Origin of the sequence: Streptomyces sp. NPDC001668 (genome assembly GCF_042893155.1) — a bacterium.
GTDB lineage: Bacteria > Actinomycetota > Actinomycetes > Streptomycetales > Streptomycetaceae > Streptomyces.
The window spans coordinates 55,635-77,554 of the sequence record NZ_JBIAUQ010000016.1; the positions used below are offsets into that span (position 1 = coordinate 55,635).

At 68.8% G+C, this 21,920-nt stretch carries 21 protein-coding genes and 1 tRNA gene; 11 read left to right on the forward strand and 11 right to left on the reverse strand.

Going from position 1 to position 21,920, the window contains the following annotated elements:
* Nucleotides 1-16: 16 nt before the first annotated feature.
* From ACFYZ8_RS35965 to ACFYZ8_RS35975, 3 genes are all read left to right on the forward strand, one after another.
* Nucleotides 17-2,761, forward strand: a complete 2,745-nt coding sequence (locus ACFYZ8_RS35965; protein WP_388539401.1) for a KGGVGR-motif variant AAA ATPase — start codon at nucleotides 17-19, stop codon at nucleotides 2,759-2,761.
* A 123-nt stretch (nucleotides 2,762-2,884) separates the two neighbouring features.
* Nucleotides 2,885-2,959, forward strand: a tRNA-OTHER gene (locus ACFYZ8_RS35970).
* A gap of 386 nt (nucleotides 2,960-3,345) precedes the next feature.
* A complete protein-coding gene (locus ACFYZ8_RS35975) occupies nucleotides 3,346-3,579 on the forward strand; it encodes a helix-turn-helix domain-containing protein (RefSeq protein ID WP_388539398.1) in 234 nt (77 codons plus the stop codon).
* Between the two features lie 53 nt (nucleotides 3,580-3,632).
* On the opposite strand, the gene ACFYZ8_RS35980 is transcribed toward ACFYZ8_RS35975, so the two are convergent.
* Complete coding sequence (locus ACFYZ8_RS35980; RefSeq protein ID WP_388539396.1) at nucleotides 3,633-4,310, reverse strand: Crp/Fnr family transcriptional regulator; 678 nt, start codon at nucleotides 4,308-4,310, stop codon at nucleotides 3,633-3,635.
* Between the two features lie 302 nt (nucleotides 4,311-4,612).
* Here ACFYZ8_RS35980 and ACFYZ8_RS35985 point away from each other — a divergent pair, with 302 nt between their 5' ends.
* Together ACFYZ8_RS35985 and ACFYZ8_RS35990 are read left to right on the forward strand one after the other, a co-directional pair.
* Nucleotides 4,613-5,179, forward strand: a complete 567-nt coding sequence (locus ACFYZ8_RS35985; RefSeq protein ID WP_388539393.1) for a Uma2 family endonuclease — start codon at nucleotides 4,613-4,615, stop codon at nucleotides 5,177-5,179.
* A 202-nt stretch (nucleotides 5,180-5,381) separates the two neighbouring features.
* The gene (locus tag ACFYZ8_RS35990) at nucleotides 5,382-5,573 is read left to right on the forward strand and encodes a hypothetical protein (RefSeq protein ID WP_388539392.1); all 192 of its coding nucleotides are present in this window, start codon (nucleotides 5,382-5,384) and stop codon (nucleotides 5,571-5,573) included.
* Nucleotides 5,574-6,077: 504 nt separating this feature from the next.
* Here ACFYZ8_RS35990 and ACFYZ8_RS35995 read toward each other — a convergent pair.
* From ACFYZ8_RS35995 to ACFYZ8_RS36005, 3 genes are all read right to left on the reverse strand, one after another.
* Nucleotides 6,078-6,617: an NAD(P)H-dependent oxidoreductase gene (locus ACFYZ8_RS35995; protein WP_388539389.1), complete on the reverse strand. Its 540-nt coding sequence runs from the start codon at nucleotides 6,615-6,617 to the stop codon at nucleotides 6,078-6,080.
* A gap of 73 nt (nucleotides 6,618-6,690) precedes the next feature.
* Nucleotides 6,691-7,671, reverse strand: coding sequence for an aldo/keto reductase (locus ACFYZ8_RS36000; RefSeq protein ID WP_388539387.1), 981 nt, complete (start codon nucleotides 7,669-7,671; stop codon nucleotides 6,691-6,693).
* A 180-nt stretch (nucleotides 7,672-7,851) separates the two neighbouring features.
* Nucleotides 7,852-8,697 carry an SDR family oxidoreductase gene (locus ACFYZ8_RS36005; RefSeq protein WP_388539384.1) on the reverse strand — a complete coding sequence of 282 codons (846 nt, stop codon included), beginning with the start codon at nucleotides 8,695-8,697 and terminating at the stop codon, nucleotides 7,852-7,854.
* 245 nt (nucleotides 8,698-8,942) lie between these two features.
* Between ACFYZ8_RS36005 and ACFYZ8_RS36010 the strand changes: the two genes are divergently transcribed.
* From ACFYZ8_RS36010 to ACFYZ8_RS36020, 3 genes are all read left to right on the forward strand, one after another.
* Complete coding sequence (locus ACFYZ8_RS36010) at nucleotides 8,943-9,884, forward strand: helix-turn-helix domain-containing protein (protein WP_388539381.1); 942 nt, start codon at nucleotides 8,943-8,945, stop codon at nucleotides 9,882-9,884.
* Between the two features lie 46 nt (nucleotides 9,885-9,930).
* A complete protein-coding gene (locus ACFYZ8_RS36015) occupies nucleotides 9,931-10,344 on the forward strand; it encodes a hypothetical protein (protein ID WP_359032989.1) in 414 nt (137 codons plus the stop codon).
* Nucleotides 10,345-10,476: 132 nt separating this feature from the next.
* The gene (locus ACFYZ8_RS36020) at nucleotides 10,477-10,716 is read left to right on the forward strand and encodes a hypothetical protein (RefSeq protein ID WP_388539378.1); all 240 of its coding nucleotides are present in this window, start codon (nucleotides 10,477-10,479) and stop codon (nucleotides 10,714-10,716) included.
* Nucleotides 10,717-10,752: 36 nt separating this feature from the next.
* Here ACFYZ8_RS36020 and ACFYZ8_RS36025 read toward each other — a convergent pair whose 3' ends face one another.
* The 4 genes from ACFYZ8_RS36025 to ACFYZ8_RS36040 form a co-directional block, all read right to left on the reverse strand.
* The gene (locus tag ACFYZ8_RS36025; protein WP_388539376.1) at nucleotides 10,753-11,796 is read right to left on the reverse strand and encodes a zinc-binding dehydrogenase; all 1,044 of its coding nucleotides are present in this window, start codon (nucleotides 11,794-11,796) and stop codon (nucleotides 10,753-10,755) included.
* A 107-nt stretch (nucleotides 11,797-11,903) separates the two neighbouring features.
* Nucleotides 11,904-13,211 carry a four-carbon acid sugar kinase family protein gene (locus ACFYZ8_RS36030; protein WP_388539374.1) on the reverse strand — a complete coding sequence of 436 codons (1,308 nt, stop codon included), beginning with the start codon at nucleotides 13,209-13,211 and terminating at the stop codon, nucleotides 11,904-11,906.
* A 1-nt stretch (nucleotide 13,212) separates the two neighbouring features.
* The gene (locus tag ACFYZ8_RS36035; RefSeq protein ID WP_388539372.1) at nucleotides 13,213-14,478 is read right to left on the reverse strand and encodes a RuBisCO large subunit C-terminal-like domain-containing protein; all 1,266 of its coding nucleotides are present in this window, start codon (nucleotides 14,476-14,478) and stop codon (nucleotides 13,213-13,215) included.
* A 44-nt stretch (nucleotides 14,479-14,522) separates the two neighbouring features.
* Nucleotides 14,523-15,590, reverse strand: a complete 1,068-nt coding sequence (locus ACFYZ8_RS36040; protein ID WP_388539369.1) for a 2-keto-3-deoxygluconate permease — start codon at nucleotides 15,588-15,590, stop codon at nucleotides 14,523-14,525.
* A gap of 179 nt (nucleotides 15,591-15,769) precedes the next feature.
* Here ACFYZ8_RS36040 and ACFYZ8_RS36045 point away from each other — a divergent pair, with 179 nt between their 5' ends.
* From ACFYZ8_RS36045 to ACFYZ8_RS36055, 3 genes are all read left to right on the forward strand, one after another.
* Nucleotides 15,770-16,525, forward strand: coding sequence for a DeoR/GlpR family DNA-binding transcription regulator (locus ACFYZ8_RS36045; RefSeq protein WP_388539367.1), 756 nt, complete (start codon nucleotides 15,770-15,772; stop codon nucleotides 16,523-16,525).
* Between the two features lie 129 nt (nucleotides 16,526-16,654).
* Nucleotides 16,655-16,903, forward strand: coding sequence for a hypothetical protein (locus ACFYZ8_RS36050; protein ID WP_359032975.1), 249 nt, complete (start codon nucleotides 16,655-16,657; stop codon nucleotides 16,901-16,903).
* A gap of 11 nt (nucleotides 16,904-16,914) precedes the next feature.
* Nucleotides 16,915-18,099 carry an SPFH domain-containing protein gene (locus ACFYZ8_RS36055; RefSeq protein ID WP_388539364.1) on the forward strand — a complete coding sequence of 395 codons (1,185 nt, stop codon included), beginning with the start codon at nucleotides 16,915-16,917 and terminating at the stop codon, nucleotides 18,097-18,099.
* 9 nt (nucleotides 18,100-18,108) lie between these two features.
* Here ACFYZ8_RS36055 and ACFYZ8_RS36060 read toward each other — a convergent pair whose 3' ends face one another.
* The 3 genes from ACFYZ8_RS36060 to ACFYZ8_RS36070 are packed head-to-tail and all read right to left on the reverse strand — an operon-like array spanning nucleotide 18,109 to nucleotide 21,875.
* Nucleotides 18,109-19,242 (reverse strand): acyltransferase family protein, encoded by a 1,134-nt coding sequence (locus ACFYZ8_RS36060; RefSeq protein ID WP_388539361.1) that lies wholly within the window; start codon nucleotides 19,240-19,242, stop codon nucleotides 18,109-18,111.
* Between the two features lie 26 nt (nucleotides 19,243-19,268).
* Nucleotides 19,269-20,378 carry a glycoside hydrolase family 113 gene (locus ACFYZ8_RS36065; RefSeq protein ID WP_388539358.1) on the reverse strand — a complete coding sequence of 370 codons (1,110 nt, stop codon included), beginning with the start codon at nucleotides 20,376-20,378 and terminating at the stop codon, nucleotides 19,269-19,271.
* A 30-nt stretch (nucleotides 20,379-20,408) separates the two neighbouring features.
* Nucleotides 20,409-21,875: a glycosyltransferase family 2 protein gene (locus tag ACFYZ8_RS36070; protein WP_388539356.1), complete on the reverse strand. Its 1,467-nt coding sequence runs from the start codon at nucleotides 21,873-21,875 to the stop codon at nucleotides 20,409-20,411.
* Nucleotides 21,876-21,920 lie beyond the last annotated feature (45 nt).

Here is a 21,920-nt window from a genome sequence, read left to right on the forward strand (position 1 = left end):
GTAGGAGTACAAGGCCGTGGCCGAACTAACTGATCTGGAGGGGCTGGCTCCCCCCGAGCATCTGTTCACATGGGTGGACGTGGAAGACCACCTTGCTCTCCTAGCGGCAGCGGGCCGGTGGCCTCGTTGGCTGCGAGCGGCGGATGGGTGGTGGGACGGCCTCGAGTTCACTGTTGTCTCCGGTACGGATACCGAAGAAGTGAAGCAATGGTTGGACGAGGCATTCGGAGCGGGTTCGACCGAATGGCGCGACGGCACTCTCATGCTGGGGCTCGACGATCCGCGGTCTACGGAGTTTGCTGGCCTGCCCGTCACGCTCAGTGCCGAACCGGAGAACGTGATCCAGCCGCGCCGTGTCCCGCTGCTACGCGAGAAGCACATCACTCCGCAGCTGGCGGACCCACTGGAACGGCCCGTCACTGAGTCCTTCGCCGACGACGTACAACTGGTGGCGTTCCATTCCTTCAAGGGCGGAGTGGGGCGTACGGTTCACGCGGTCGCCATGGCTGACGCCGTGGCCCAGCGCGGCGGCAGCGTTCTGCTGATCGACGCCGACCTTGAGGCTCCCGGAATCACATGGATGCACCGAGCCCAAGGGGGTCAGCTCGACTTCTGTTACGAGGACCTGCTCGCTCTCTTGCAAGGAGGCGAGGACGGCAGCTGGTCGACGGCCGTAGACATCGCCGCAGCGTATCTGCCAAATCAGCAGGTCGGACGGTACACCAGCGGGGGGCGCGTGACCGTGGTCCCTGCCAGTCGCAGGCCACTGCTGGGCCCACCCCGGATCGACCCAGAAGATCTACTGACGCCGGGCCGCTCCCCATACTTCCTGACCGAAGCACTCGTGGCACTCGCCGCCCGCGTCGGTGCAGACACCATCGTCGTGGACCTGCGTGCAGGAGCAACCGAGTTGTCCGCCCCTGTACTACTCGACCCCCGTGTCCAGCGTGTTTTCGTCACCACCTTGAGCCATCAGTCGCTGGCGGGAACCGAGAGGCTACTGCGGCAGCTGGGACACCGGGCGCCGACGGTGCAGGGTGTCGACCCGGCAAGCTCTGTGATCATCACTCAGTATCGGCAGGACGTACACGAGGACCAAGCGGAACGTGCACGTAGTGAACTTGGCAGTGCCCTGTTCGCATCACTCAGACGCCCCAACGATGAGCCAGATACAGATACTCACGACACCGGCGAAGTAGACACTGACCTCCTTTCTCAGCCTCTGCTCAGCCCGTTTCGAGAAGAGCTACTCGCTCTCCCCTCCTCCTGGGACGCCGTGATGCGAGTACTAGAGAGTTGCAAAGTTGCCGAAGTTCTAGAGCCGATCATGCCCACTTTGGACTCTCCGACTGCGTCCGGTTCAAAGGAGCTCTTGGACACCGTCGGCCTCACCACGCTTCGCCGCCGACTAGCGGAAACGGCTCAGCGGTACGTCTACGCCGAGCGAGAAGGCATGTCGTCGGCCAGCGGCTTCCTGGTGACCGATCCGCTACGCAGGCTGCTGGGAGACCACCGCACAGAGCCGCCCCAGGCGCTCGTGGTCGGCGCCAAAGGCGCCGGCAAAACCTTCATGTACGCGAAGGCATGTGCAGCCCAGTCTTGGGACAAGTTTGCCGAGCAGTCCGGCATCAACGACGTTCAACTGGGCGTGCCCGTGGTTCCGGTGCTCGAATCGGACAACCTGGAGTATGACGACCTCACGACTCAGGACTTGCGGGACGCGTTTGTAACTGGGCACGGCGGGGAGTCGGGCCGGGCTGCCACCTCTCAAGAAATCAAGGACCGGCTGAAAAGAGGACTCACGACGCTTGATGCGCAAGACGAACTCCAATGGCGGCATTTGTGGCTGGAGTGCCTGGCCATTGCGGCAGGTGTACATCCGCCGGACAGTAGCGGCGCGGAAGCCGCTCTGACCGAGCTCGGCAAACGAGCGCGGGCAGTGTTCGTCATCGACGGGCTCGAGGACCTGCTGCAGTCGCTCGACAACGAGTCCAAGCGAACGGCACTGCGCGTGCTGCTGATCGACGTGCTCGCCTGGCTGCGCTCGCTGCGGGGGCGCCCTCTTGGGCTGGTGGTCTTCGTCCGTCAGGATCTAGTGACACGGGCAGTGCGCCAAAACAGCGGGCAGCTGCTGGCCCGGTACGAGCCCTATGCACTGCGCTGGGACAAGGAAGAGGCACTGCGGCTCGCGCTGTGGGTCACCGCTCACGCCGGCGCGCTGCCTACGCCCTTGGCCGAATCCCAGATCACCGAACTGTCCTACGACGAGCTGGTGGAGACCCTCATTCCAGTCTGGGGCTGGAAGATGGGGACGGAAAAGTCCAAGGAAGCACGTTCACACCTGTGGGTGCCTGCAGCTCTCGGAGACTTCAATGACCAGGTGCAGGCCAGGGACGTCGTCGTGTTTCTGTCCGAGGCGGCGCAGTTGTCGATTCCTCAGACGGCGTGGGAGGACCGCGTATTGGTGCCCGGAGCTATGCGCAAGGCACTACTCGCATGCAGTACGAACAAGATCGACTCCATTCAGCAAGAGAACCAGGAAGTCGGCGAGTTGTTGAGCCGACTACAGCAGGTACGTCAGCCAGTGACGGTGCCTTTCGATCTGGAGGAGGTCGGAATCTCAGTGCAGGAGGCGGACTTCCTCGTGGACTCTGGGGTTTTCGCTCGAGGCAACGACGGTCGCTACTGGGTGGCTGAGATCTACCGGCACGGCCTGGGATACGGAAGTGAGCGCAGAGCCAAAGTGCTGTGGCGACGGTGACAGCAGTAAACGTAGATGGGCTGGCCTGCGGTACGGATTCAGCACACATGAGGCCGGGAAACCCCGCGAACACGTGAGAACTACGGAGGGGTGTTTTCCCAGGCTAGGAGCCACACAGTCGACGTTTCCGCAGGTCACAGCCCCGCCCAAGGAAGACTCCTAAAGCGGGTGTCGCAGGTTCGAATCCTGCCGGGAGCACAGCTTGCGTAGCAGGTCAGAGTGGGTACGGGCTCCTCGTTCTATTCGAACGGGGGCCCCGCTTCATGATCCAATGCCACATGAATGCCACATCCCCGCGCGATCATGAACCGGCCTCACCCGCACGGGTGACTGGACAACGTTCAATAGACACGTAGAGTTGCGCGCACGAGAGGGGCAGGCGTGCCTCCCCCACGAACGTCTGAGACGCGCCTCTCGCGGACCTGTCGCGGCACCTGGGGAGGATTGCCCGACAGGACGAGGCCCTCGCCGAGACTGTCGGCGAGGGCCTCTGTACGTACCAACGTAGACCGCCCCGGAGGTTTTCACCTCCGGGGCGGGACGCCTTGACTGAGTCGAGACCATGATCACTCCAACGTGGGCGGGTGCCCCTTGACCCACTCCCCGACTGGCTCACCCCCCGCCGACAGCAGGTCGGGGCACGCATCCGAGCCGCCCGCCACCACGCCGGCCTCACCCAGTTACAGCTCGGCAACCGCGTCGGCCGGGACCACCGGACCATCCAGCGCTGGGAGTACGGGCAACGTGTTCCGAGCCTCGACGATCTGCTGCTGCTTGCCGACGCTCTCGGCGTCCAGCCGCAGAAGTTCTTCGAGTGACCCGCCGCAGGCCCTCGGGGGTGGGCGCCGCGGCGGGCCTCATCCCGCCGGGCTCACCCCGGTCCGAAGCGGGAACTCGGGTGGACAGGACGTGCAGGGCGCGGGCGTCCGGGCACTGCACCATCGGCGTACAGCGGGCGCACGTCCGAACGTGAAGGCCGTGCACGCGGGCAGCTTCCTTCTGCGTGCAGTCCTTGCAGGCGCGCGGCTTCCAGCGGAGCAGGGCGCCGTTGGCCACACTCAGCCGGACACCCAGAGGCATCTCGGGATGGCCCCCGCACCAGGGGCAGTCGCCGTTGGTTCGACCAGCGCAGCCGCTGCACGACGATCCGGTTGACCGCGCGCGCCGCCTCGGGGTGGGATTCGAGGAAGGACCGGAGGTCGGACTCGCGGACGATGCTGGCGACGATCTCTCCGCAGGCGGTGACCGTGGCCGACCTCGGCGCACCGTCGTCCATGGCGGCCATCTCGCCGACTATGTCCCCTCCGACGCGGATGGCGAGCAACGCCTCGTGGCCGTTGTCCAGACGAGCGGTGACCTTGACGAATCCGGAGCGCAAGAGCACCACATGGTTGGAGAGGTCACCCTCACGGATCAGGATCTCTTCGGGTACGTAACGGCAGCGGGTACCGACCCCGAGCAGCTTGGTGCGGACGGGTTCCGACAGACCACCGAGGAAGCTGCGAGCGGGCCACCCCTCCAGGCCCTGGGATGGAGACTGCGGCGTCAAAGGGCCCTCCTCTCCTTCTCCGCACCACTTGATCTGTTTCTGATCCGTGCGAATCAGCTGTTCCAGATAAGCAGTTGTCAGGGAAACCAGGGCAGAGTGCGCGGAGGGTCCACTTGATGCGCTGGGCGCACGCCAGGGGTGCGTACCAGATCGATGAGCGCCCATGCAGCGGTCTCGGCTACTACGCGGATGCCGGTCGACGGGGAGGGGCGTGAGCGAGATCAGCGTGCCGGACGGACGGCAGACAGTACGCTGAATCCAGCGGGATCAGGCCCCGCAGCACAGTGTCCGGGAGGTGCTTCATGACGGCCGAGATGATGGCCCCGGCGTGGATGCATGAGCAGATCACGGCGGAGGAATACGAGTCCTGGTCCGAGGAGCAGTGCGCCGGCATCGAGATCGTGGACGGGATGGTCGTCGTGAGTCCGAGCGCGTCCAAGCGGCACAACCGGCTCGCTCGGATTCTGGCGAACGCCCTGGATGCCGGCGCGGGCCCGGAGTGGAACGCCGACACGGACTTCGACGTCAGGCTTCAGGACGTCCCGCTCACCAATCGCCGCCCGGACGTCGTCGTGTACCGCGCGGACACGATCGACATCACCCCCACCCGCCCTGAGCACGTGCTGCTGGTCGTGGAGGTGGTGTCGCCGGGCTCGGAGACCACCGACCGGATCGTGAAGGTCGACCAGTACGCCAAGGCAGGCATCGGCTTCTACTGGCGGATCGAGCAGGCCGTGACAGGCGTTCCTCTGGTGTACACCTACGTTCTCGACCCCGCGACGAAGACCTACCGGGACGGCGACGTGTTCACCGGCGTCCTCAAGGTAGCGGCCCCCTTCCCGGTGGAGATCGACCTCGGCCAGGTCTGACCACGCGCTGCTTAGTAGCCTGCAGCGCGTGAGCGATGCGTGAGCGGACGAACAGCACTGCGTGGCAGCGCCAGGCATCCCCCGGCAAGGATCCAATCCCACTCCTAAAGCGGGTGTCGCAGGTTCGAATCCTGCCGGGGGGCACCATGCCTGACCAGCGCGTTTACCTCTCAGAGGTAGGCGCGCTGTTTGTCGTAGAACCATGGCGAACACCAAGAACAAGCGACGTCAGCGCGGCAGCATCCGCCCCAAGGGGGCCGGCTTCCAGGTCCGGGTCCACGCCGGACGTGACCCACTCACCTACGCCCGTCTCAACCTCGACCGTCTCGAACTCTTCGTGGAGCACTCCAACGACGGTCGTGCGTACAACATGACCGAGCTTGGCCACCTCTGACCGCCAGGCCGTCACCGAGGACGGAGCAGAGGCCCTGTGCGGCCAGTGTGAGGCGGCCGGACCATCAAGGTGCTGGGGGCGACATCGCCCAGGCCCCTGGAGTCTTGGTCGGCACCGCTCACCGCGCCTTCACTCGACTCAAGAATGACGGCCTCATCGAGGTCAGCCCCGGACGCCGAGCCGTCGTCCGACAGCTGCGGGAGGAGGCCTCCGAATTGAACGGCGCTGAATGAGACGGAAGCTGAGACGGGTCTCGCTGTGTCGGCCTGGAGCAAGGCCGACGGAACTACAGACCGCGCAACGCCTCGTACAGGTCGCGGTAGCGCTTCAGCAGTGGACACTGCCATCCTCGTTCAGACTGCCCATGTACCAGTCCTCATCGCTGACCGGCTTCACCAGACACAGCCCGTGGAACCTCAAGATGATCTCGGGGTGGAGCCCGTCTGCCATCCCATGATGATGACAGCCACCGCTGCGGCCGAGGCGAGGAGTGAGAGAGTGCGGTCAGGCGGCGAAGGAGGCGAGCAGTTCGTTGTACTGCTTGGCGGCGGTGTTCAGGTCCTGGTCAGAGAGGCCGAAGGCGGTGCCGTACAGCTTGACCATCGGCTGGATGTCGAACTGGCACAGCCGCAGGGTGGCGTGCCAGTTGCTGAGGAGGGTTTCGATGGTGGCCTGGTTCGAGCCTTCGGGGGTGTAGTGGTCGGCGGGGACGCCGGCGGTGACGGCGACGACGGCCTTCTTGCCGGCCAGCCGCGAGGCGGAGCCGTCCATGGTGAAGGCCCAGCCGAGGGTGAAGACCTTGTCCTGCCACTGCTTGAACAGAGGGGTGGTGTTGTACCAGAACACAGGGTGCTGGAAGACGATCACATCGTGGTCGGCCAGCAGTGCCTGCTCGGCGGCGGCGTCGATCTGGAAGTCGGGGTAGGTGGCGTAGAGGTCGTGCACGGTGACGTGGGCCAGGTCGCGGACGGCGTCCACCAGCGCCTTGTTGGCCTTCGACTGGGACAGGTCGGGGTGACCGACGACAAGGAGAACCTTGGACATGGTGAAGAACCTTTTCAGTGATCAGTGAAATGTGAACGGATGCGGGTTGATCGGGGGCGGCGGGTCAGTCAGATCACCGGTCGACGGTGGCCATGTTCGCCTCGTTGTGGCGTTCACCCGCGGCCGGTGTGAGGTTGTTCAGTCGGTCGAGCTGAGTGGCGCTGAGTTCGATGGCGTCGGCGGCGGTGTTCTCCTCGACGCGTGCGACTCGCCGGGTTCCGGGGATGGGGGCGATGTCGTCGCCTCGGGTCAGCAGCCAGGCCAGTGCGGTCTGTGCCGGGGTGGCTCCGATCTCGGCGCCGATTGCCCGTACTTCGTCGACGATGCGCAGGTTGCGCTGGAAGTTCTCGCCCGTGAAGCGCGGGTTGGTCTTGCGCCAGTCGTCGTCGGCGAAGTCGTCGACGGTGCGGATCTGCCCGGTCAGCAGGCCATGTCCGAGCGGTGAATAGGGCACGAACCCGATGCCGAGCTCGCGCAGCAGCGGGAGGATTTCGGCCTCGACGTCACGCGTCCACAGGGAGTATTCGGTCTGCAGCGCGGCCACCGGATGGACGGCGTGTGCCCGGCGGATCGTGGCGGGGCCGGCCTCGGAGAGTCCGATGTGGCGCACCTTGCCCTCGGCGACCAGCTCCGCCAGCGCGCCGACGGTCTCCTCGATGGGGGTCTTCGGGTCAACGCGGTGCTGGTAATAGAGGTCGATGTGGTCGGTGCCGAGCCGCAGGAGTGAGCCTTCGACGGCGGTCCTCACGTTGGCGGGGCTGCTGTCGATGACGCCGGGGCCGTCGCCGGCGTGCGAGACGAGGCCGAACTTCGTCGCGATGACGACGTCGTCGCGGTGGCCCTTGATGGCCTTGCCGACGAGTTCCTCGCTGTGGAAGGGGCCGTAGATCTCGGCGGTGTCGATGTGGGTGACGCCGAGGTCCAGGGCCCGGTGGATGGTGCGGATCGACTCGGCGTCATCGAGGCCCCCGCCCGTGGTGTAGGTGCCGGCCATGGTCATGGCTCCCAGGCCGATGCGGGAGACATCGAGCCCGCCCAGGGATACGTGCTGCATCAGGTACTCCTTGTCGTGACGGCCGTCAGGCCGGTCGGCGGTCGTGCGTAGGGGGTGCGCCACCAGTTGGCGGACCGTGCCGGGCGTAACCGCGCGCTGTCGGCGCGGGCGTCGTCGGCCGGGTCGCGAGTCGGGCTGTAGGCGCATCCGGTGGCTGCCGGCCTCGGCCTGGCGTGGTGCTCAGACGTGGATGTCGTCGTAGGCCAGGCTGTCGCCCAGCTCGCGGGATGCCTCGGCCTGGGCAAGGAGCTCCTTCGCCTTGGCCTCGGCAGCCTCGATGGCGTCCGCACCGGCGACGAATCGCAGCAGCGGCGTGTCCTGGCCGACGAGGGTCAGCAGGGCGCGGGCGAGCTTGGCCGGGTCGCCGGGCTGCCGGCCGTTCATGCTCTTCATGCCCTCGATCCGCGGGGCGGTGCGCGGGGCGTAGTCGTCGATGGACAGCTCGGGCCAGTTGGTGGAGCCGTCCACGAGGAGTTCGGTGCGGAAGTAGCCGGGCTCCACGATCGTGGTGTGGATGTTGTACGGCTCGACGTCGTAGCGCAGGGACTCCATCCAGCCCTCTTCCGCGAACTTGGAGGCGGCGTAGGCGGAGGTGAACTCCATGCCGACCAGCCCGGCGGTCGAGGTGATGGTGATGACGTGGCCGGCGCGCTGTGCTCGCATGTGGGGAAGGACGGCGCGGGTGACGTTCATCGGGCCGAAGAGGTTGGTCTCGAACTGCCGGCGCATCTGCGCGGGCGAGATCTCCTCGAAGTAGCCGGTGAAGAGGTTCCCGGCGTTGTTGATCAGGACGTCGATGCGGCCGAAGCGGTCGACGGCTGTCTGCGCGGCGGCCTCGGCGTCCTCCAGGCTGGTGACGTCGAGCCTGGTGACCAGCAGATTGTCCTGCGGTCCGCCCAGGGTCTTCTCGACCTCGTCGGGGCGGCGGCCGGTGGCGACGACCTGGTAGCCGGCGGCGAGGGCCTCCCGGGCGATGTCGGTGCCCAGACCGCGTCCGGCACCGGTGACGAGAATGACCTTGCTCATGGGGGTTTCCTTTCAGGCGCCGAGATCCGGCACCCGCTGTCTGCGGGGGTGATGCCTGCAGCGCCGACAGCGCCGCAGAGAGGGATGGGAGCGGCGGCACGAGCGCCGTCTGTCTGGACGGTTCACACCACCGCAGGCTGTGCACCACCAAGAAAACCGGCTGTCACACGGGGGTGGGAGTCCCTCATGAGGGGGTCACTGACAGGGACCCCCAACCCGGCGGACGCGCTCGTAGAGTGAAGCGCATGGCAGGCAGAAACGACCCCAACGGCACCAACCGCGACATCCGCGATATCCGCGATATCCGCGATATCCGTGATGATTTCCGCGCGGAGATCCGGGAATTCCTCGGTACGCGGCGCGCCAGGGTCACCCCCGAGCAGGCCGGACTGCCCCTGTACGGCGGAGAGCGCCGACGGGTCACCGGGCTGCGCCGCGAGGAGGTCGCCCTCCTCGCGGGCATCTCCAGCGAGTACTACACCCGGTTGGAGCGCGGCAACGCCACCGGCGTCTCCGAGAGCGTCATCGAAGGCATCGCGCAAGCGCTGCAGCTCGACGAGGCCGAACGCATCCACCTGCTCGACCTCCTGCGCGGGGCCGGCACGACCCGCCCGCCACGCCGCCGCCCGGCCCAGCTGCGTGTACGGCCCGCGGTGCAGCGCGTCCTCGACTCGATGGACGGCACACCCGCGTTCATCCTCAGCGGACGCGGGGACATCCTGGCCGCCAATCACCTCGGGCGCGCCCTGTTCTCCCCCGTCTACGCCGACCCGGTACGGCCGCCGAACAACGCCCGGTTCGTCTTTCTCAGCCCGCACGCGACCGAGTTCTTCCGCCACTGGGACGAGGTCGCCAATGACACGGTTGCCATGCTGCGCGCCGAGGCCGGCCGGGACCTCTACGACCGGCGGCTGACGGACCTGATCGGGGAGCTGTCCACCCGCAGTGAGGAATTCCGTCGCCGCTGGGCGGCCCACAACGTCCGGATGCACACCACCGGCGTGAAGCTCCTCCACCACCCGGTTGTCGGCGACCTCGACCTGCCCTTCGAAACCTTCCCGCTCCCCGACGGCCCCAGCCAGTTCCTCCTCACCTACACCGCTGAACCCCACTCACCCTCGCAGGACGCCCTGAACCTGCTGGCCAGCTGGGCCGCGACCAACGACGACATCGAGCGGCTCCAGTGACGGAACCCGATTGCAGTTCCTGCCTGGCGTCTGGTGATACTCACCCATGAGCAGATTCGCCGAGGTCATCGTGCTGGCCAGTGGCGCAAGAGAGATCATGGAACCGCTGACCCAGCCGGACGACAGTCGTGAGTGGGGTGGCCAGTTCTCCGATATCGGGCATGGCATGTTCGGCGGCTGGGCCATCGAGTTCGTGCGACGGAGTCGTTGGACCGGACTGCTGAAACATCTCGAGTCGCTGCCGTGGCCGTCGCCACACTCTGTACAAGTGCTGATCCACGACGAGGAAGATGACTGCTTCGGCCTGTGGATGATGCACGAGGGCCGGCTCGTGGAAGTGCCGCTGCCGCATACTCGCCGCTATTTCTGGCCAGACCACTACACAGGCGAGGTCGATCCGGACTCCCCCGGGATTCTCATCCGTACGGACAGGCCCGGTGGTCCTCCCGAAGACGACTGACTGCCGATTTCAACAAGGGGTCGGCAGACAGTCAGTCGAGGTCCGCCGCTAGTTGACAGGCGTCCACAGGGACCCGTGATCGACCTGATAGAGACCTACGGCCGAAGGAGAACATCGAAGGTGGGGAATGCAATGCGGAGAGCGGTAATCGTGTCCAAGGCCGTACTCACGGTGATAGGCACGTGGCTTGCCCTCATGCTGGCGATCGCGCTTCCAGCCCTGCTTCCGGAGCGGTGGGAGTACTACATGATCTCCCCCGCCAGCGTGGGCCTGTGGATGCTTTGCATGCTCGTAGGGCCCGTCGCGGTCTGCTGGAAACTGCGCTCCTGGATACGGACGGTTCCCGGTGATCCGCGGCGGCTGGACATCTGACTGGGTGAAGAAGCGCCCCCTCTTCACCCGGAGGAGTCAGCCCAGCCCCGGAACCAGGAGCACCTTGCAGGCATCCCCCGTGAGGAGCTCGATCGCCTGGTCGACCTGGCTCAGTTGCAGTCGGTGCGTGATCAGCCAGTCCAGGTCCAGGCGTCCGGAATTGAGCAGGAGCAGCGTCTGCTCCCAGGTTTCCCACAGGCGGCGGCCGAAGATGCCGCGCAGTGTGATGCCCCGTTTGTTGATCTGGGCGGCGACGTCGATCGGCACCGGCCGGCCCGGGTGTCCCACGGTCACGACCGTTCCTTCTCGGCGCACGGCGTCGAAGAGGGAGGGGAGTGCGGCGGCCGCTCCCGAGCATTCGAAGGCGACGTCGGCTCCGCCGCGGTGGCCGCTGAGTTGGCGGCTGCGCTCGGCGACACCCTCTCCGGGCTCCATCGTGATCACTCCGAGCCGTTCGGCTTCGGCGCGGCGGAACGGATTCGGCTCGATCACGATCACGTAGGCGGCGCCCATGAGCGATGCCAGCCGCGCGACGACCATGCCCACCGGCCCGGCGCCGCTGACCAGAACGCCGCGGCCGGCCACCGAGTATCCGGCTCGCTGAATGGCATGTACCGCGACACCGGCCGATTCCAGGAGCGCGCCGGTCTCCAAGGGCACGCTGTCGGGAAGGGGGACGCAGATGCGGTGGGGCACGGCGACGCGTTCGGCGAAGACCCCGTCGAAGTGCATGCCCAGGATCTGTGTGCGCTCGCAGGTGTGGGCGTCCCCGGTCCGGCAGGCGAAGCACTGACCGCACGCCAGGTGGCTTTCGAGAGCGACGCGGTCACCGACGCGCAGGTGCTCCACCCCGGCGCCCACCTCGACGACGGTGCCCGCCGCTTCGTGGCCCAGTACGACGGGCAGTCCCAGGTTGAACGCCTGGGCCGCCGGCGACCACTCGTAGCACTCGCGGTCGGTGCCGCACAACGAGGCCGCCGCGATCTCCACCACGACCGCGCCGTCGCCGGCCTTCGGCTCGGGCGCGTCGGCGACGTACTCGACTCCCCTGTCCGCGACTGCTTTGACGACTGCCCTCATGAATGCACACTCCTTCGTGTCTCGTACATGTCTCGTACATGTCTCGTACATGTCTCGTACATGTCTCGTACGTAGCGGGATGACTGGTGGCCCGGACGGCCGGTGGGTCAAGTCACAGCGGGATGCGGCCGCGCGAAGCGTTCGAGGACGTCGACCGGACCGACCTGTCCGCCCTTGAGCAGCAGCCTGCAACCGGCCACGGCGGCCTCGCTGTCGGTGCGGCAGACGGGGGCGGCCGTGACGAACTGGGTGGCGACGCGCAGCTCGCTCACCCCCATGGTCAGCAGTGCGTGGCTGGAGGTGTCGCCGCCGAGCACGGCGACGTCCCGGGTGAGGCCCTTGACGGCCATGTTTCCGGCCAGGGTGCCCAGGAGCCCGCCCACGTGGGCGGCGTCGAGGGGACCGGCCGCGGCGTAGCGGGGGTCCTGGGTACCGCGTGTGGTGTGCACGATGACGTTCCGTCCGGCCGCGAGCAGGGCGGCCGAGCGCTTCTCCAGATCGTCCAGCAGGGAGGGATCCTGTCCGTTGAGCAACTGCGCGGGCACGGGCAGCTCGGCCCAGCCGTGTGCGACGGCGTCGGCGATCTGTGCGTCCGTCGTGCTGGAGGCCGACGCGCTGACGGCCAGGACCGGCCCGGAGGCGGGCTGGGCGCTGTCGGCCACGTCGGACCGCTTGGTGGCGGTGCGGGCGAGGGCGGCCATGACACCGCCGGAGCCGACCACGATCGCCGGGCCCTGCCGGGTGTCGTCCTCTCGCAGTGCCAGCGCGAGGGTGTCGAGGTGGCCGTCCTCGACGGCGTCCACGACGAAGGCGGCCCGGCCGGAGTGGCGCAGGCTCGTCCACCGCTCGTCGAAGGAACCAACGGTGTAGGCGGGGAGGTGGATGGCCCCGGGGACCTCGCCGGTGCGCAGTTGCCCGGCGATCACCTGTCGCAGGTCGGCCTCGTGCATCGGGGTCGAGGGATGCTGCGCCATGACGGGATGCCGGTCGAGGCGGTAGGCGTCGCCGGAGTAGCCGGCGAAGTGGTTGCTGAAGGCGGTGTACCGGCCGAAGCCCGGCTGTGCCGGTGCGACCGCGACCGGGCCGTGGTGGGGGAAGCGCTCGTGCAGCAGCTCGATGCCTCTGCCGATGCTGCCGCGTGCGGGGGCGCTGTCGAAGGTGGAGCAGACCTTGTAGATCAGCACCTGGGCATCGGCGGTGGCGATCTGTTCCAGCTGTGCGCGCACCAGCTCGTCGAAGGCCGGCCCGCCGAGCGAACGCGACGGTCCGGCGATCCCGACGACATCGCAGTCGGTGGGGAGCGGCCGGCTGCCGTCCCCGATGACGAGCACGGCGTCGAGACCGTGCCGGTGGGCCTGTGCGAGGACATCGCCGGCACCGGTCAGGTCGTCGGCCACGAAACTGACGTACGTCATGTCAGGCCACACCTCCGAACGCCCGCCCCGCGTGCAGCAGCGCCGGGTCGCCTGCCTCGGCCGCCGCGTGTGCCGCCGCTTCCAGGGGAACACCGTCGACGGCGGCCGCCCAGGCGGCCCGGAGACTGCGCACGCCGGCCGCCGGTCCGTCGGGATGCGCGGCCACGCCTCCGCCCGCGAGCATCAGAAGGTCGGTCGAGCCGACCGCGGTGAAGGTCGGTGCCGGGGTGGTGACGTTCTGGCCGGACGACAGGGTCGGCACCGGACTCAGCGTCTTGCCCAGGGGCTCGAGCAGGCTGCGGACGTGGGCCGCGACCTCCTCGTCACTCTCGTAGAACTTGCTGCCGAGACCGCTGACGTGCAGATGGTCGGCTCCTGCGAGTCGGGCCAGTTGCTGCCACACCCGGTACGACATCCCCAGCGCCGGTGAGCGCATCGACGCGGCCAGACCGGCGCGGTGTCCGTGCACGGGGACTTCGGAGAACTCCCGCAGCCAGGCCAGCGCGGGCAGTCCCATGACGGGGACGTTGAGCATCACGCACCGGCCGCCCGCCCCGACCACCAGGTCGTGGCGTCGGCGGAGCCCGGCGAGGTCCCCCGTGATGTTGAAGGCGTACATGACGGGGTGGCCGGTGATCTGCTCGGCCTCCCGGATCTCTTCGGTGGCCACGGCGACCCGGCGCTCCAGCGGGAGGTACGCCGGATCGGTCATCAGCTCGTCGTCCTTGATCAGGTCGACCGACGCCCTGGCCAACTCCCGTACGGTCAGGCGGAACTCGCTCTCGTCCAGACCGACGTTCGGCTTGATGATGGTGCCGATCATGACGCCCTCGGTACCTCCCATCAGCCTGCGGGTGCCCGGGATGCCGAACGCCGGACCCGGGTGAGCGGCGACGAACTCGTCCGGCAGCTCGATGTCCTCCAGGCGGCAGGCGAACAGCTCACCCAGCTCGAAGAGGTTGCCCGCGACGGTGGTCTGCAGGGTCGCCAGGTCGGTCCCGATGTTCTCCATCGGGAACTCGACCACCACAAGAGCGGCCCGCACCGCCTCGGGGCGGGAACGCGACGGCAACGACGGGCTGCGCGCGCCCAGCTCCCGCACGCTGACGACCCGCGCCGCATGCCGTTCGCGGATACGGGGGGACTCGCCGGGCACCGCGACGAAGGTGCCGCTGGACTGCTCCCCGGCCATGGCCGCGGCAGCCTGTTCCGGGTCGATCTCCGATTCCAGGTAGTAGGTGCAGCGCACGACCCGCTGGTCACGCATGTGCTCTCCGTTTCTCGACGACTGCGGTGTGGGGGTCGTTCGTCTCAGGTGCCGTCGTGCTGTGCGGCGGCCTCCCCGCGCGCGCCGGCCATGTGAGGCGGGGCGGAGGACGGCCCTTCGCCGTCGGCTGTCGCATGGCCGGTCCCTTCGGCCGTGGCGGGCTGCTTCAGGATCCGGCGGGCCCAGAAGACGGTGATCAGCGGACACAGGATCGAGGTCACCACGACCGATGAAGCCACGAGCACGGTCGCGTACTCGGCGGCCGGCGCGTAGACGGGATTGGCGGCCGCCACGATCGAGGGGACCACTGCCGCGTTGCCCGCGGTGGTCGCCGCTGCCAGACCCGCGATGCCGTCGCCCCCGCTCACCTTGTCGGCCAGCAGCAGCACCGCCCCGCCGACCAGCACCACGAACAGCCCCAGCCCGACCCCCAGCAGGCCTGCTTCCCAGACGGCGGTCAGGTTGAGCGTGAGTCCCAGTGACAGTCCGAGGAACGGCACGAGGGCGGGCACTGCGGGGGCCAGGAAGCGCCGCATCTCGGGATCGAGATTGCCGAGGAGCATCCCGAGCACCAGGGGCAGGATCGCCCCCACCAGGGTCTGCCAGGGGAAGGCGGACAGCCCGGCGACGCCGAGCGTGACCATGGTGAGGAAGGGCCCGGACTCCAGGCTCATGACGCTGTAGGCGCCGACGTCGCGCTTGCGCCCGAACTGGGCCATCAGCGACATGTAGAGGCCGCCGTTGGTGTCGTTCAGCGCCGCCACGACCGCCAGCGTCGACAACCCCGCGAAGACTCCACCGCTGACCGGCGATTCGCCGAGCAACCTGCCCAGGACGACACCGACGACCAGCGCGAACAGGACCTTGGTCCCCAGCAGCACACCGCCCTTCTTGGCGATGTAGGGCGTCGCCTTCACGTCCAGGGTCGAGCCCAGACACACGTAGAAGACGGCCAGGATCGCGGGCAGGCCCGTGTACAGGGCCCCGGTGAAGGAGCCGAAGAACTCTCCGGAGCCCGGCGCCGCCGTGTGCACCGCGGCTCCGACGAGCATCGGGACGAGCATCAGCCCGCCAGGCACCTTCTCCATGCCGGCTTTGATGGGCACAGCCATGAGGACCTCCGAACGACGGTGTTCGAATGAACATTGGGTGACTCGGACCGTAGCCTCAGTTAGAAGGAAGGTCAATGGGTGCGGTGTTCATATGAACACTGCACCCGCTCCCGGCGGGGTGGCAGCATGGGTCACCCCTGGTCGAACCCGAGGACAGGAAGCCGGATAGCGTGATGAGCGTGGCTCAAGGCGAGAAGGAACCCGTGCGCAACTCCCGACAGCGAGCCATCCTCAGCGCCTTGCAGGAATCCCGGCAGGTCGACGTCAACACACTCGCGGAGCGCTTCGGCGTTTCCGGCATGACGATCCGCCGCGACCTGGCCGAGCTCGATCAAGCCGGGCTGTTGGACCGGGTCCATGGCGGCGCCGTGCCACGCCGGGCGCCCGCCTACGGGTCCCGGTCCTCGACGATGACGTCCGAGAAGTCGAAGATCGCGCGGGCCGTGGCGGACCTGGTCGAGCCAGGTGCCTCGGTGGGCATCGACACCGGCACCACCTGTACCGCCGTCGCCGCGGAACTCGCCGACCGGGACGATCTGACCGTGATCACCAACTCGCTCCACGCGGCGTTCGAACTGCGCGACACGAGGAGCCGGGTCCTCGTCCTGGGCGGGCTCATGACGCCCGAACTGAGCCTGGTGGCCTCCACGGCCGCACAGGAACGGCCTCAGATCCATCTGGATCTGATGATCCTCGGCTGCGGAGGACTGTCCGTCGACCGCGGGATCACCTACTTCGATCCCGCCGAAGTCGAGGTACGCCGCACACTTCTCGACCTCGCGGACCGGGTCGTGGTCGCCGCCGACCACACCAAGTTCGACCGCAAGAAGGCCATGGCCCTCGGCGACCTGTCGATCGTCGACGTCCTGGTCACCGACCAGCTGCCTCCCCCTGCGCTGCGATCCGCCTTGGCGGAGGTCGTGGTCGCTCCGTAACGCCCCCTTTCCCCGCTCACCGGTGGCCACGGTGCCGGCAGCACACCGGAGTACCGCTGCCCGTTGGGTCCTGGTCCGACTGGGTCTATCGTCGGAATCCTGGGGCCAGGATGAGGAGGACGGCCGGTGATGCCGCAGGACGAGGCCGTGATCGGCTGCACGGGGACGGTCCTCATCGGAACGCGCGGATCCGCGGGGCCCGGTGAGGTCCTGGTGCGGGTCAGAGGCGGGTCCGAGACGTTCCTCGCCTGGTCGGAGGATCCCCTGCCCCGGGGCGCGACGGTGCTCGTGATCGAATCGCGTGGATGCCGGGAGGTCGGCGTCATCGAGTGGGTGGATCCATTGGACGCGCTCGGCGACACCGCCGGCGCCGACTGAGGAGTACAAGCATGTTCGGTTACCGCGTCCCCGCTCCCGACGAGGCGATGCTGATCTCGGGGGGCCGGCGGGGACTGGGGGGCGCGCCGTTCCGAGTGGTGACGGGGCACGGCAAGTTCGTGATCCCGTTCTTCCGCAAGACCCGCTTCCTGACCCTGTCGATGTGCGAGGCCGAGGTCACCGAGACCTGTGTGACCCGGCAGGGCATCGCGCTGCACGTCCGCGCGGTCATCGCGTTCAAGGTCGGCAACGACCACGAGAGCATCATCAACGCGGGCCAGCGCTTCCTCTCCGACCAGGACCAGATGTCGGTCCTGACCGGCCGTATCTTCGCCGGCCACCTGCGGGCGATCATCGGCTCGATGACGGTCGAGGAGATCGTCACCGAACGGCAGAAGCTGGCCGCGGAGGTCCTGGACACCTCCAAGACGGAGATGGCGAAGATCGGCCTGATCGTGGACTCCCTGCAGATCCAGTCGATCGACGACGGCGACGCCGGCTACATCGACGCGATGTCCGCGCCGCACAAGGCGGCCATCCAGCGGCAGGCTCAGATCGCCCAGGCCCAGGCCACCCAGGCCTCGGCCGAGGCGGAGCAGGAGGCGGCCCGCAAGCAGGCCGAGTACGCCCGCCAGACCGCAGTCGTGAGGGCGGAGTACTCCGCCGAGGTGGACCGCGCCCAGGCGCAGGCCGCCCAGGCCGGGCCGCTGGCGCAGGCCCACGCCCAGCAGGAGGTGCTCGCCGCCCAGACCGAGCTGGCCCAGCGCCAGGCCAAGCTGCGTCAGCAGCAGCTGGTGGCCGAGATCGTCAAGCCCGCCGAGGCCGAGGCCGAGCGGATCCGGGTGCTCGCCGCCGCCGAGGCGCAGCGCATGAAGATCCAGGCCGAGGCCGCGGCCTCGTACGACCGGGTCGCGCTGGACCGGATGCTCATCGACCAGCTCCCGCAGATCGTGAAGGAGGCGGCCGGCGGCCTGGCCGGCGCCAACGTCAACGTCCTCAACGGCGCGGACGGCCTCGGCGAGATCGCCGCCGGCCTGGTGTCCCAGGGCCTGACGATCCTCGACTCGGTGCGGCAGAACCTGAGCGGCCAGGACGGGGACGGCCGGCGCCCCGAGGAGGGCGAGGACAGCGGCCTGCTCCAGCTGCCCACCAGCAAGCAGAAGCGGTCGGACGACGGTCCGACCCCCGTCGACTAGGAGCGGCGGTCAGCCGACGGCCCGCCGCGGGCGCCAGCGGCGGGCTCCCAGGCGTTCACTGAGGAGGTAGTGGGCGAGCAGGGCCAGGAACCAGGTGGTCCCGCCTCCGACCAGGAACAGGGCGAGTGGGCTCAGTCCGGGCCGGCCTCGGTGCAGGAGCCAGTACACGGGGAGGTGCAGGAGGAAGAGGCTGTACGACATTCGGCCGACCTCGGTGAGGAGGTCGGTGGAGAGCAGCCTCGCCAACGGGCCCTGGTCTCCGCAGAGGGCCGCCGTCAGGAGCGCCGAGGACAGTACGACCGCGCCCAGGTACCGGTTCGCGCCCTCTCCGCCGCCCTGAAGGACCGCCGACACCACCATGACCGCCGTAGCGGCGATGCCGGTCGCGGTCAGCAGTACGGCGACCCGGCGGGACGGCGCGCGGCCGCCGCGTTCGGCCAGGTGGACGAGGCAGGCGGCACCGGCACCGGCCGGCAGCGTGAGTGCCCGCAGGCCTGGGACGACGTCGGTGCCGGGCAGCATGCCGCGGGCCGCGGCCACCACCGCCGCCCCGGTGAGCAGGGCCGCGGCCAGTGCCACCCCGGTGAGCCTGCGGCGGGCCGGGAAGCAGAGGCACGCCAGGAGAAGGGCCCAGGCCAGGACGGAGCGTGCGGTGAGGTCGAACAGCCACAGCGGGGCGAGCGGTGCGTCCGGAGTGGGGACCGTGTCCAGGGGGCGCCCGTGGAGCCAGTCGGTCCAGCCGCCGTAGCCGAGGAGCACCGACGGGAGGGGGCGTGCGAGGCCGCGGACGGTCCCGGGCGGGCCGAGTGCCCAGAACACCGTGAGGGTCAGGGCGAGCGAGAGCAGGAGGATGGGCCCCAGCCGCTTGGTCCTGCGGGCCAGGAAGCCCAGGACACCGGTCCTGCCGGTCGCCGTCGCCCTGCGGAGCAGGGGCAGGGTGGTGAGGAAACCCGAGAGCACCAGCAGGACGTCGACGCCCGCGCCGCTCCAGGAGAACCACCGTCCGCCCGCACCGGTGTCGTGCAGGAGCACGGCCAGTACGGCCGCCCCCCGCAGCCCGTCCACGGCGGAGTACCGCCTTCCGGCCGCCTCACCGGAGGAATCCGGCGCCTGGTCCGGCGCGGCGACGGGAGGGCGGATCATCAAGCGGAGCGTGTCGCGCTGTTCGTTCATCTCGGCCAGGTCCGGAAGCAGGAGGTGAGGGCGGTCTCGGCGGGGCGGCCGAGGAAGGAGGTGAGGGAGTCCGACGGGGCCGCCGCGTCGGGGTCGGCGTGGAAGTCGAGGTTCCACCAGTACAGGCCGGCCATGTCGCGGGCCCGGGCGACCTGGCAGGCCGCCTCGAACCAGCGTTTCTGGACCGTGGGATTGGGCTTCGCCCCGCTCTGTCCGCCGCCCTTCCAGACGGCCGGGTGCCGGTAGGCGCCGTCCTCGGCGATGATGCCGACCTCGCTCAGCACGATCCGGGGCAGCGTCCCGGTGCTCTTGCGGTCCAGCCAGTGCTCCCAGCCCGCGGCGATCTGCGCCACGGTGGCCTCGTCGCCGAGCCCGTCGAGGGGGAAGTAGGCGTCCACGCCCAGGTGTTCGACGGGGACGGGGACGTGCCGGGAGACGTAGTCGTCCCAGTTGGCGTCGTACGACAGCTCACCGGTGAACCTCTTGCGGGCCCTGGTGATCAGCGTGCGCCAGCGCGGGTCGTCCTCCAGCGAGGTCAGCTCCACGCCGAGGACGAAGGTGCTCGCGTGGTGCCGGGCCGCGAGGGTGAGGCAGGGCGCGAGGAATGCCTCGTAGGAGCGGAACCAGGCCGCCCGGTCGGCGGGGGCGAGGGAGCCGCGCCAGGCGAGGGGGTCCTTGGCCAGCAGGCTCTTCTCGTCGAGCAGGGGGCGCACGGTGATGCGCAGGCCGGCCGCCGCCGCGGTGTCGAGGAGCATCGCCAGGTGTCGTACGGACGGCGTCCCGGAGGAGGCGGCGACGCGGCTCGCCGTGGGACCGGTGGTCGTGAACGGGAAGGTCACCGACATCGCGTTCATCTGTCGGCGGACCATGTAGTTCACCAGGCGCAGCGCGTCGGCGCGCACGGACGCGTCCGTCTCGCCGGGGTAGGCGTACCAGAGGATCTGTGCGCCGAGTTGGGGGTCGCCGGGGCGCCAGGGGTGGGCGACCTTCGCGGGAGCCGGGGTCCGGCTCGTGGCCACCGGGGTCACCGGTGCGGCCGCCGGGGAGACGCACCCGGCCGTCAGCAGCAGCACGAGCACGACAGCGCCGTAGAGACGAACCGGCACGACAAGGCCGTAGAAGCGGGTGCGCATTCCTCAGGCCGGCTTCGCTATCACGACGAACTGGTTCTCGACGCCCCGCAGGCAGCGCAGCAGGCCCCGGAAGGAGCCGGCCGCCTCCCAGAGCGCGAAGAACGGCATCAGGGCGATCACCGCGATCGGCTCCCACCACAGGCGGCGGCCGCCCGCCGACACCGAGGCGTTGATCTTCAGGCCCTCCCAGTACATCCAGACCGCGTAGCCCATGGTCACCGCCCACAGGGGCAGGATCCACGGGGTGACGGGCGAGGTGTTGAGGTCGCCGAGCAGCGCGCCGACCGCGAGGACCACACCGACGTGCTGGAAAGGGCCGAGCACCCAGGTCGTCACGCTGTACATGAGCAGGGCCCGGGAGCGGCGCGGCAGGCTGCGGTTGAAGGCAAGGCCGACCAGGCCCCAGGACCAGCGCTCGCGCTGCTTGAGGAAGTCCCGCATGGTCGAGGGGGACGCGCCGTAGCTGCGGCCGGAGAACCAGTCGCTGCGGCCCTTGTAGCGGCTGGCGAAGACCAGGGCGAGGTGGGCGTCCTCGCAGATGGAGTCGGGGCCGAAGTCCCAGCCGATGGTGGCCTCGATGGACGCGCGCAGCAGCAGGAGTTCGCCGTGCAGCCCGGCCAGTGGGGTGCCGCCGCCGGTGAGGACGGCGAAGCGGGCGATGTCGTCGGCGGGACGGATCGCGTCGGCCAGCCAGGTCAGCCGGTTGACGGCGTTCTCGCGCGGATAGGTCAGCATGCCCTGGGCGAGGTGCTTGCCGTCGGGGCCCGCGCGGCGCTGGGCGTTGATGAACCGGGCGAGCTGTTCGGCGGTGTCGGGGCCGACGCCGGTGTCGTCGTCCATGTGCAGCACCCATACGTCGTCCAGGGCCTCGCCCTCGGCGATGCGCAGCTCGTGGGCGTAGTGGTTGGCGCGGGCCTTGAAGCGGGTGCCGTTCGGGGTGCGGTAGGCCTTCGGCACGGTGACCACCCGCATCAGGGGGCTGCGCGCGGCCAGGGCGTCGATGCGGTCGGCGGCCTCGCAGCCCTCCTCGGTGAGGATGTCGATGCGCAGGCCGGGGAACCAGCGCGGCAGGAACGCGCAGTACGACAGCACCGAGCGCTCCAGTGCCGGGTAGGTGTCGTTGCGGCCGATGGTCGGGACGAGGACGACGAGGCGGTCGTGCAGCGCCGGTGCCGCCTCGGTCCAGCCGCGCTGGCGGGCGATCCTGCGGCGGGTCAGGGCCGCTCCGGTGACGCCGACCAGCGAGCTGACGACGGGCAGCGTCCACAGGACGGTGACCACCCAGCCCATCAGCGTCGCCTTGGGCGAGTACAGCGCCGAGGAGAAGGCGTAGGCGAGGGCCGCGGTGATCAGAAGGGGCAGGAAGCCCGGCTTCCAGGCTGCCTGCCGTCTCACCATCCGGGCGGTGCGGCGGGACGGGGGGACGTCCACGCCGGGGGGTACGTCCACGCCGGTTGCGGAGGCGGTCATGATCACCCACTTGAGTACGCCAAAGATCGACTTGTCACTCAGGGG

Bases quoted from the DNA above. Each gene is read 5' to 3' on its own strand.
- ACFYZ8_RS36055 (WP_388539364.1), top strand. From the start codon at position 16,915: ATGTTCGGTTACCGCGTCCCCGCTCCCGACGAGGCGATGCTGATCTCG.
- ACFYZ8_RS35985 (WP_388539393.1), top strand. From the start codon at position 4,613: ATGACGGCCGAGATGATGGCCCCGGCGTGGATGCATGAGCAGATCACG.
- ACFYZ8_RS36015 (WP_359032989.1), top strand. From the start codon at position 9,931: ATGAGCAGATTCGCCGAGGTCATCGTGCTGGCCAGTGGCGCAAGAGAG.
- ACFYZ8_RS35995 (WP_388539389.1), bottom strand. From the start codon at position 6,617: ATGTCCAAGGTTCTCCTTGTCGTCGGTCACCCCGACCTGTCCCAGTCG.
- ACFYZ8_RS36005 (WP_388539384.1), bottom strand. From the start codon at position 8,697: ATGAGCAAGGTCATTCTCGTCACCGGTGCCGGACGCGGTCTGGGCACC.
- ACFYZ8_RS36040 (WP_388539369.1), bottom strand. From the start codon at position 15,590: ATGGCTGTGCCCATCAAAGCCGGCATGGAGAAGGTGCCTGGCGGGCTG.
- ACFYZ8_RS36025 (WP_388539376.1), bottom strand. From the start codon at position 11,796: ATGAGGGCAGTCGTCAAAGCAGTCGCGGACAGGGGAGTCGAGTACGTC.
- ACFYZ8_RS36000 (WP_388539387.1), bottom strand. From the start codon at position 7,671: ATGCAGCACGTATCCCTGGGCGGGCTCGATGTCTCCCGCATCGGCCTG.
- ACFYZ8_RS36050 (WP_359032975.1), top strand. From the start codon at position 16,655: ATGCCGCAGGACGAGGCCGTGATCGGCTGCACGGGGACGGTCCTCATC.
- ACFYZ8_RS36020 (WP_388539378.1), top strand. From the start codon at position 10,477: ATGCGGAGAGCGGTAATCGTGTCCAAGGCCGTACTCACGGTGATAGGC.
- ACFYZ8_RS36070 (WP_388539356.1), bottom strand. From the start codon at position 21,875: ATGACCGCCTCCGCAACCGGCGTGGACGTACCCCCCGGCGTGGACGTC.
- ACFYZ8_RS36030 (WP_388539374.1), bottom strand. From the start codon at position 13,211: ATGACGTACGTCAGTTTCGTGGCCGACGACCTGACCGGTGCCGGCGAT.
- ACFYZ8_RS36060 (WP_388539361.1), bottom strand. From the start codon at position 19,242: ATGATCCGCCCTCCCGTCGCCGCGCCGGACCAGGCGCCGGATTCCTCC.
- ACFYZ8_RS35990 (WP_388539392.1), top strand. From the start codon at position 5,382: ATGGCGAACACCAAGAACAAGCGACGTCAGCGCGGCAGCATCCGCCCC.
- ACFYZ8_RS36035 (WP_388539372.1), bottom strand. From the start codon at position 14,478: ATGCGTGACCAGCGGGTCGTGCGCTGCACCTACTACCTGGAATCGGAG.
- ACFYZ8_RS36010 (WP_388539381.1), top strand. From the start codon at position 8,943: ATGGCAGGCAGAAACGACCCCAACGGCACCAACCGCGACATCCGCGAT.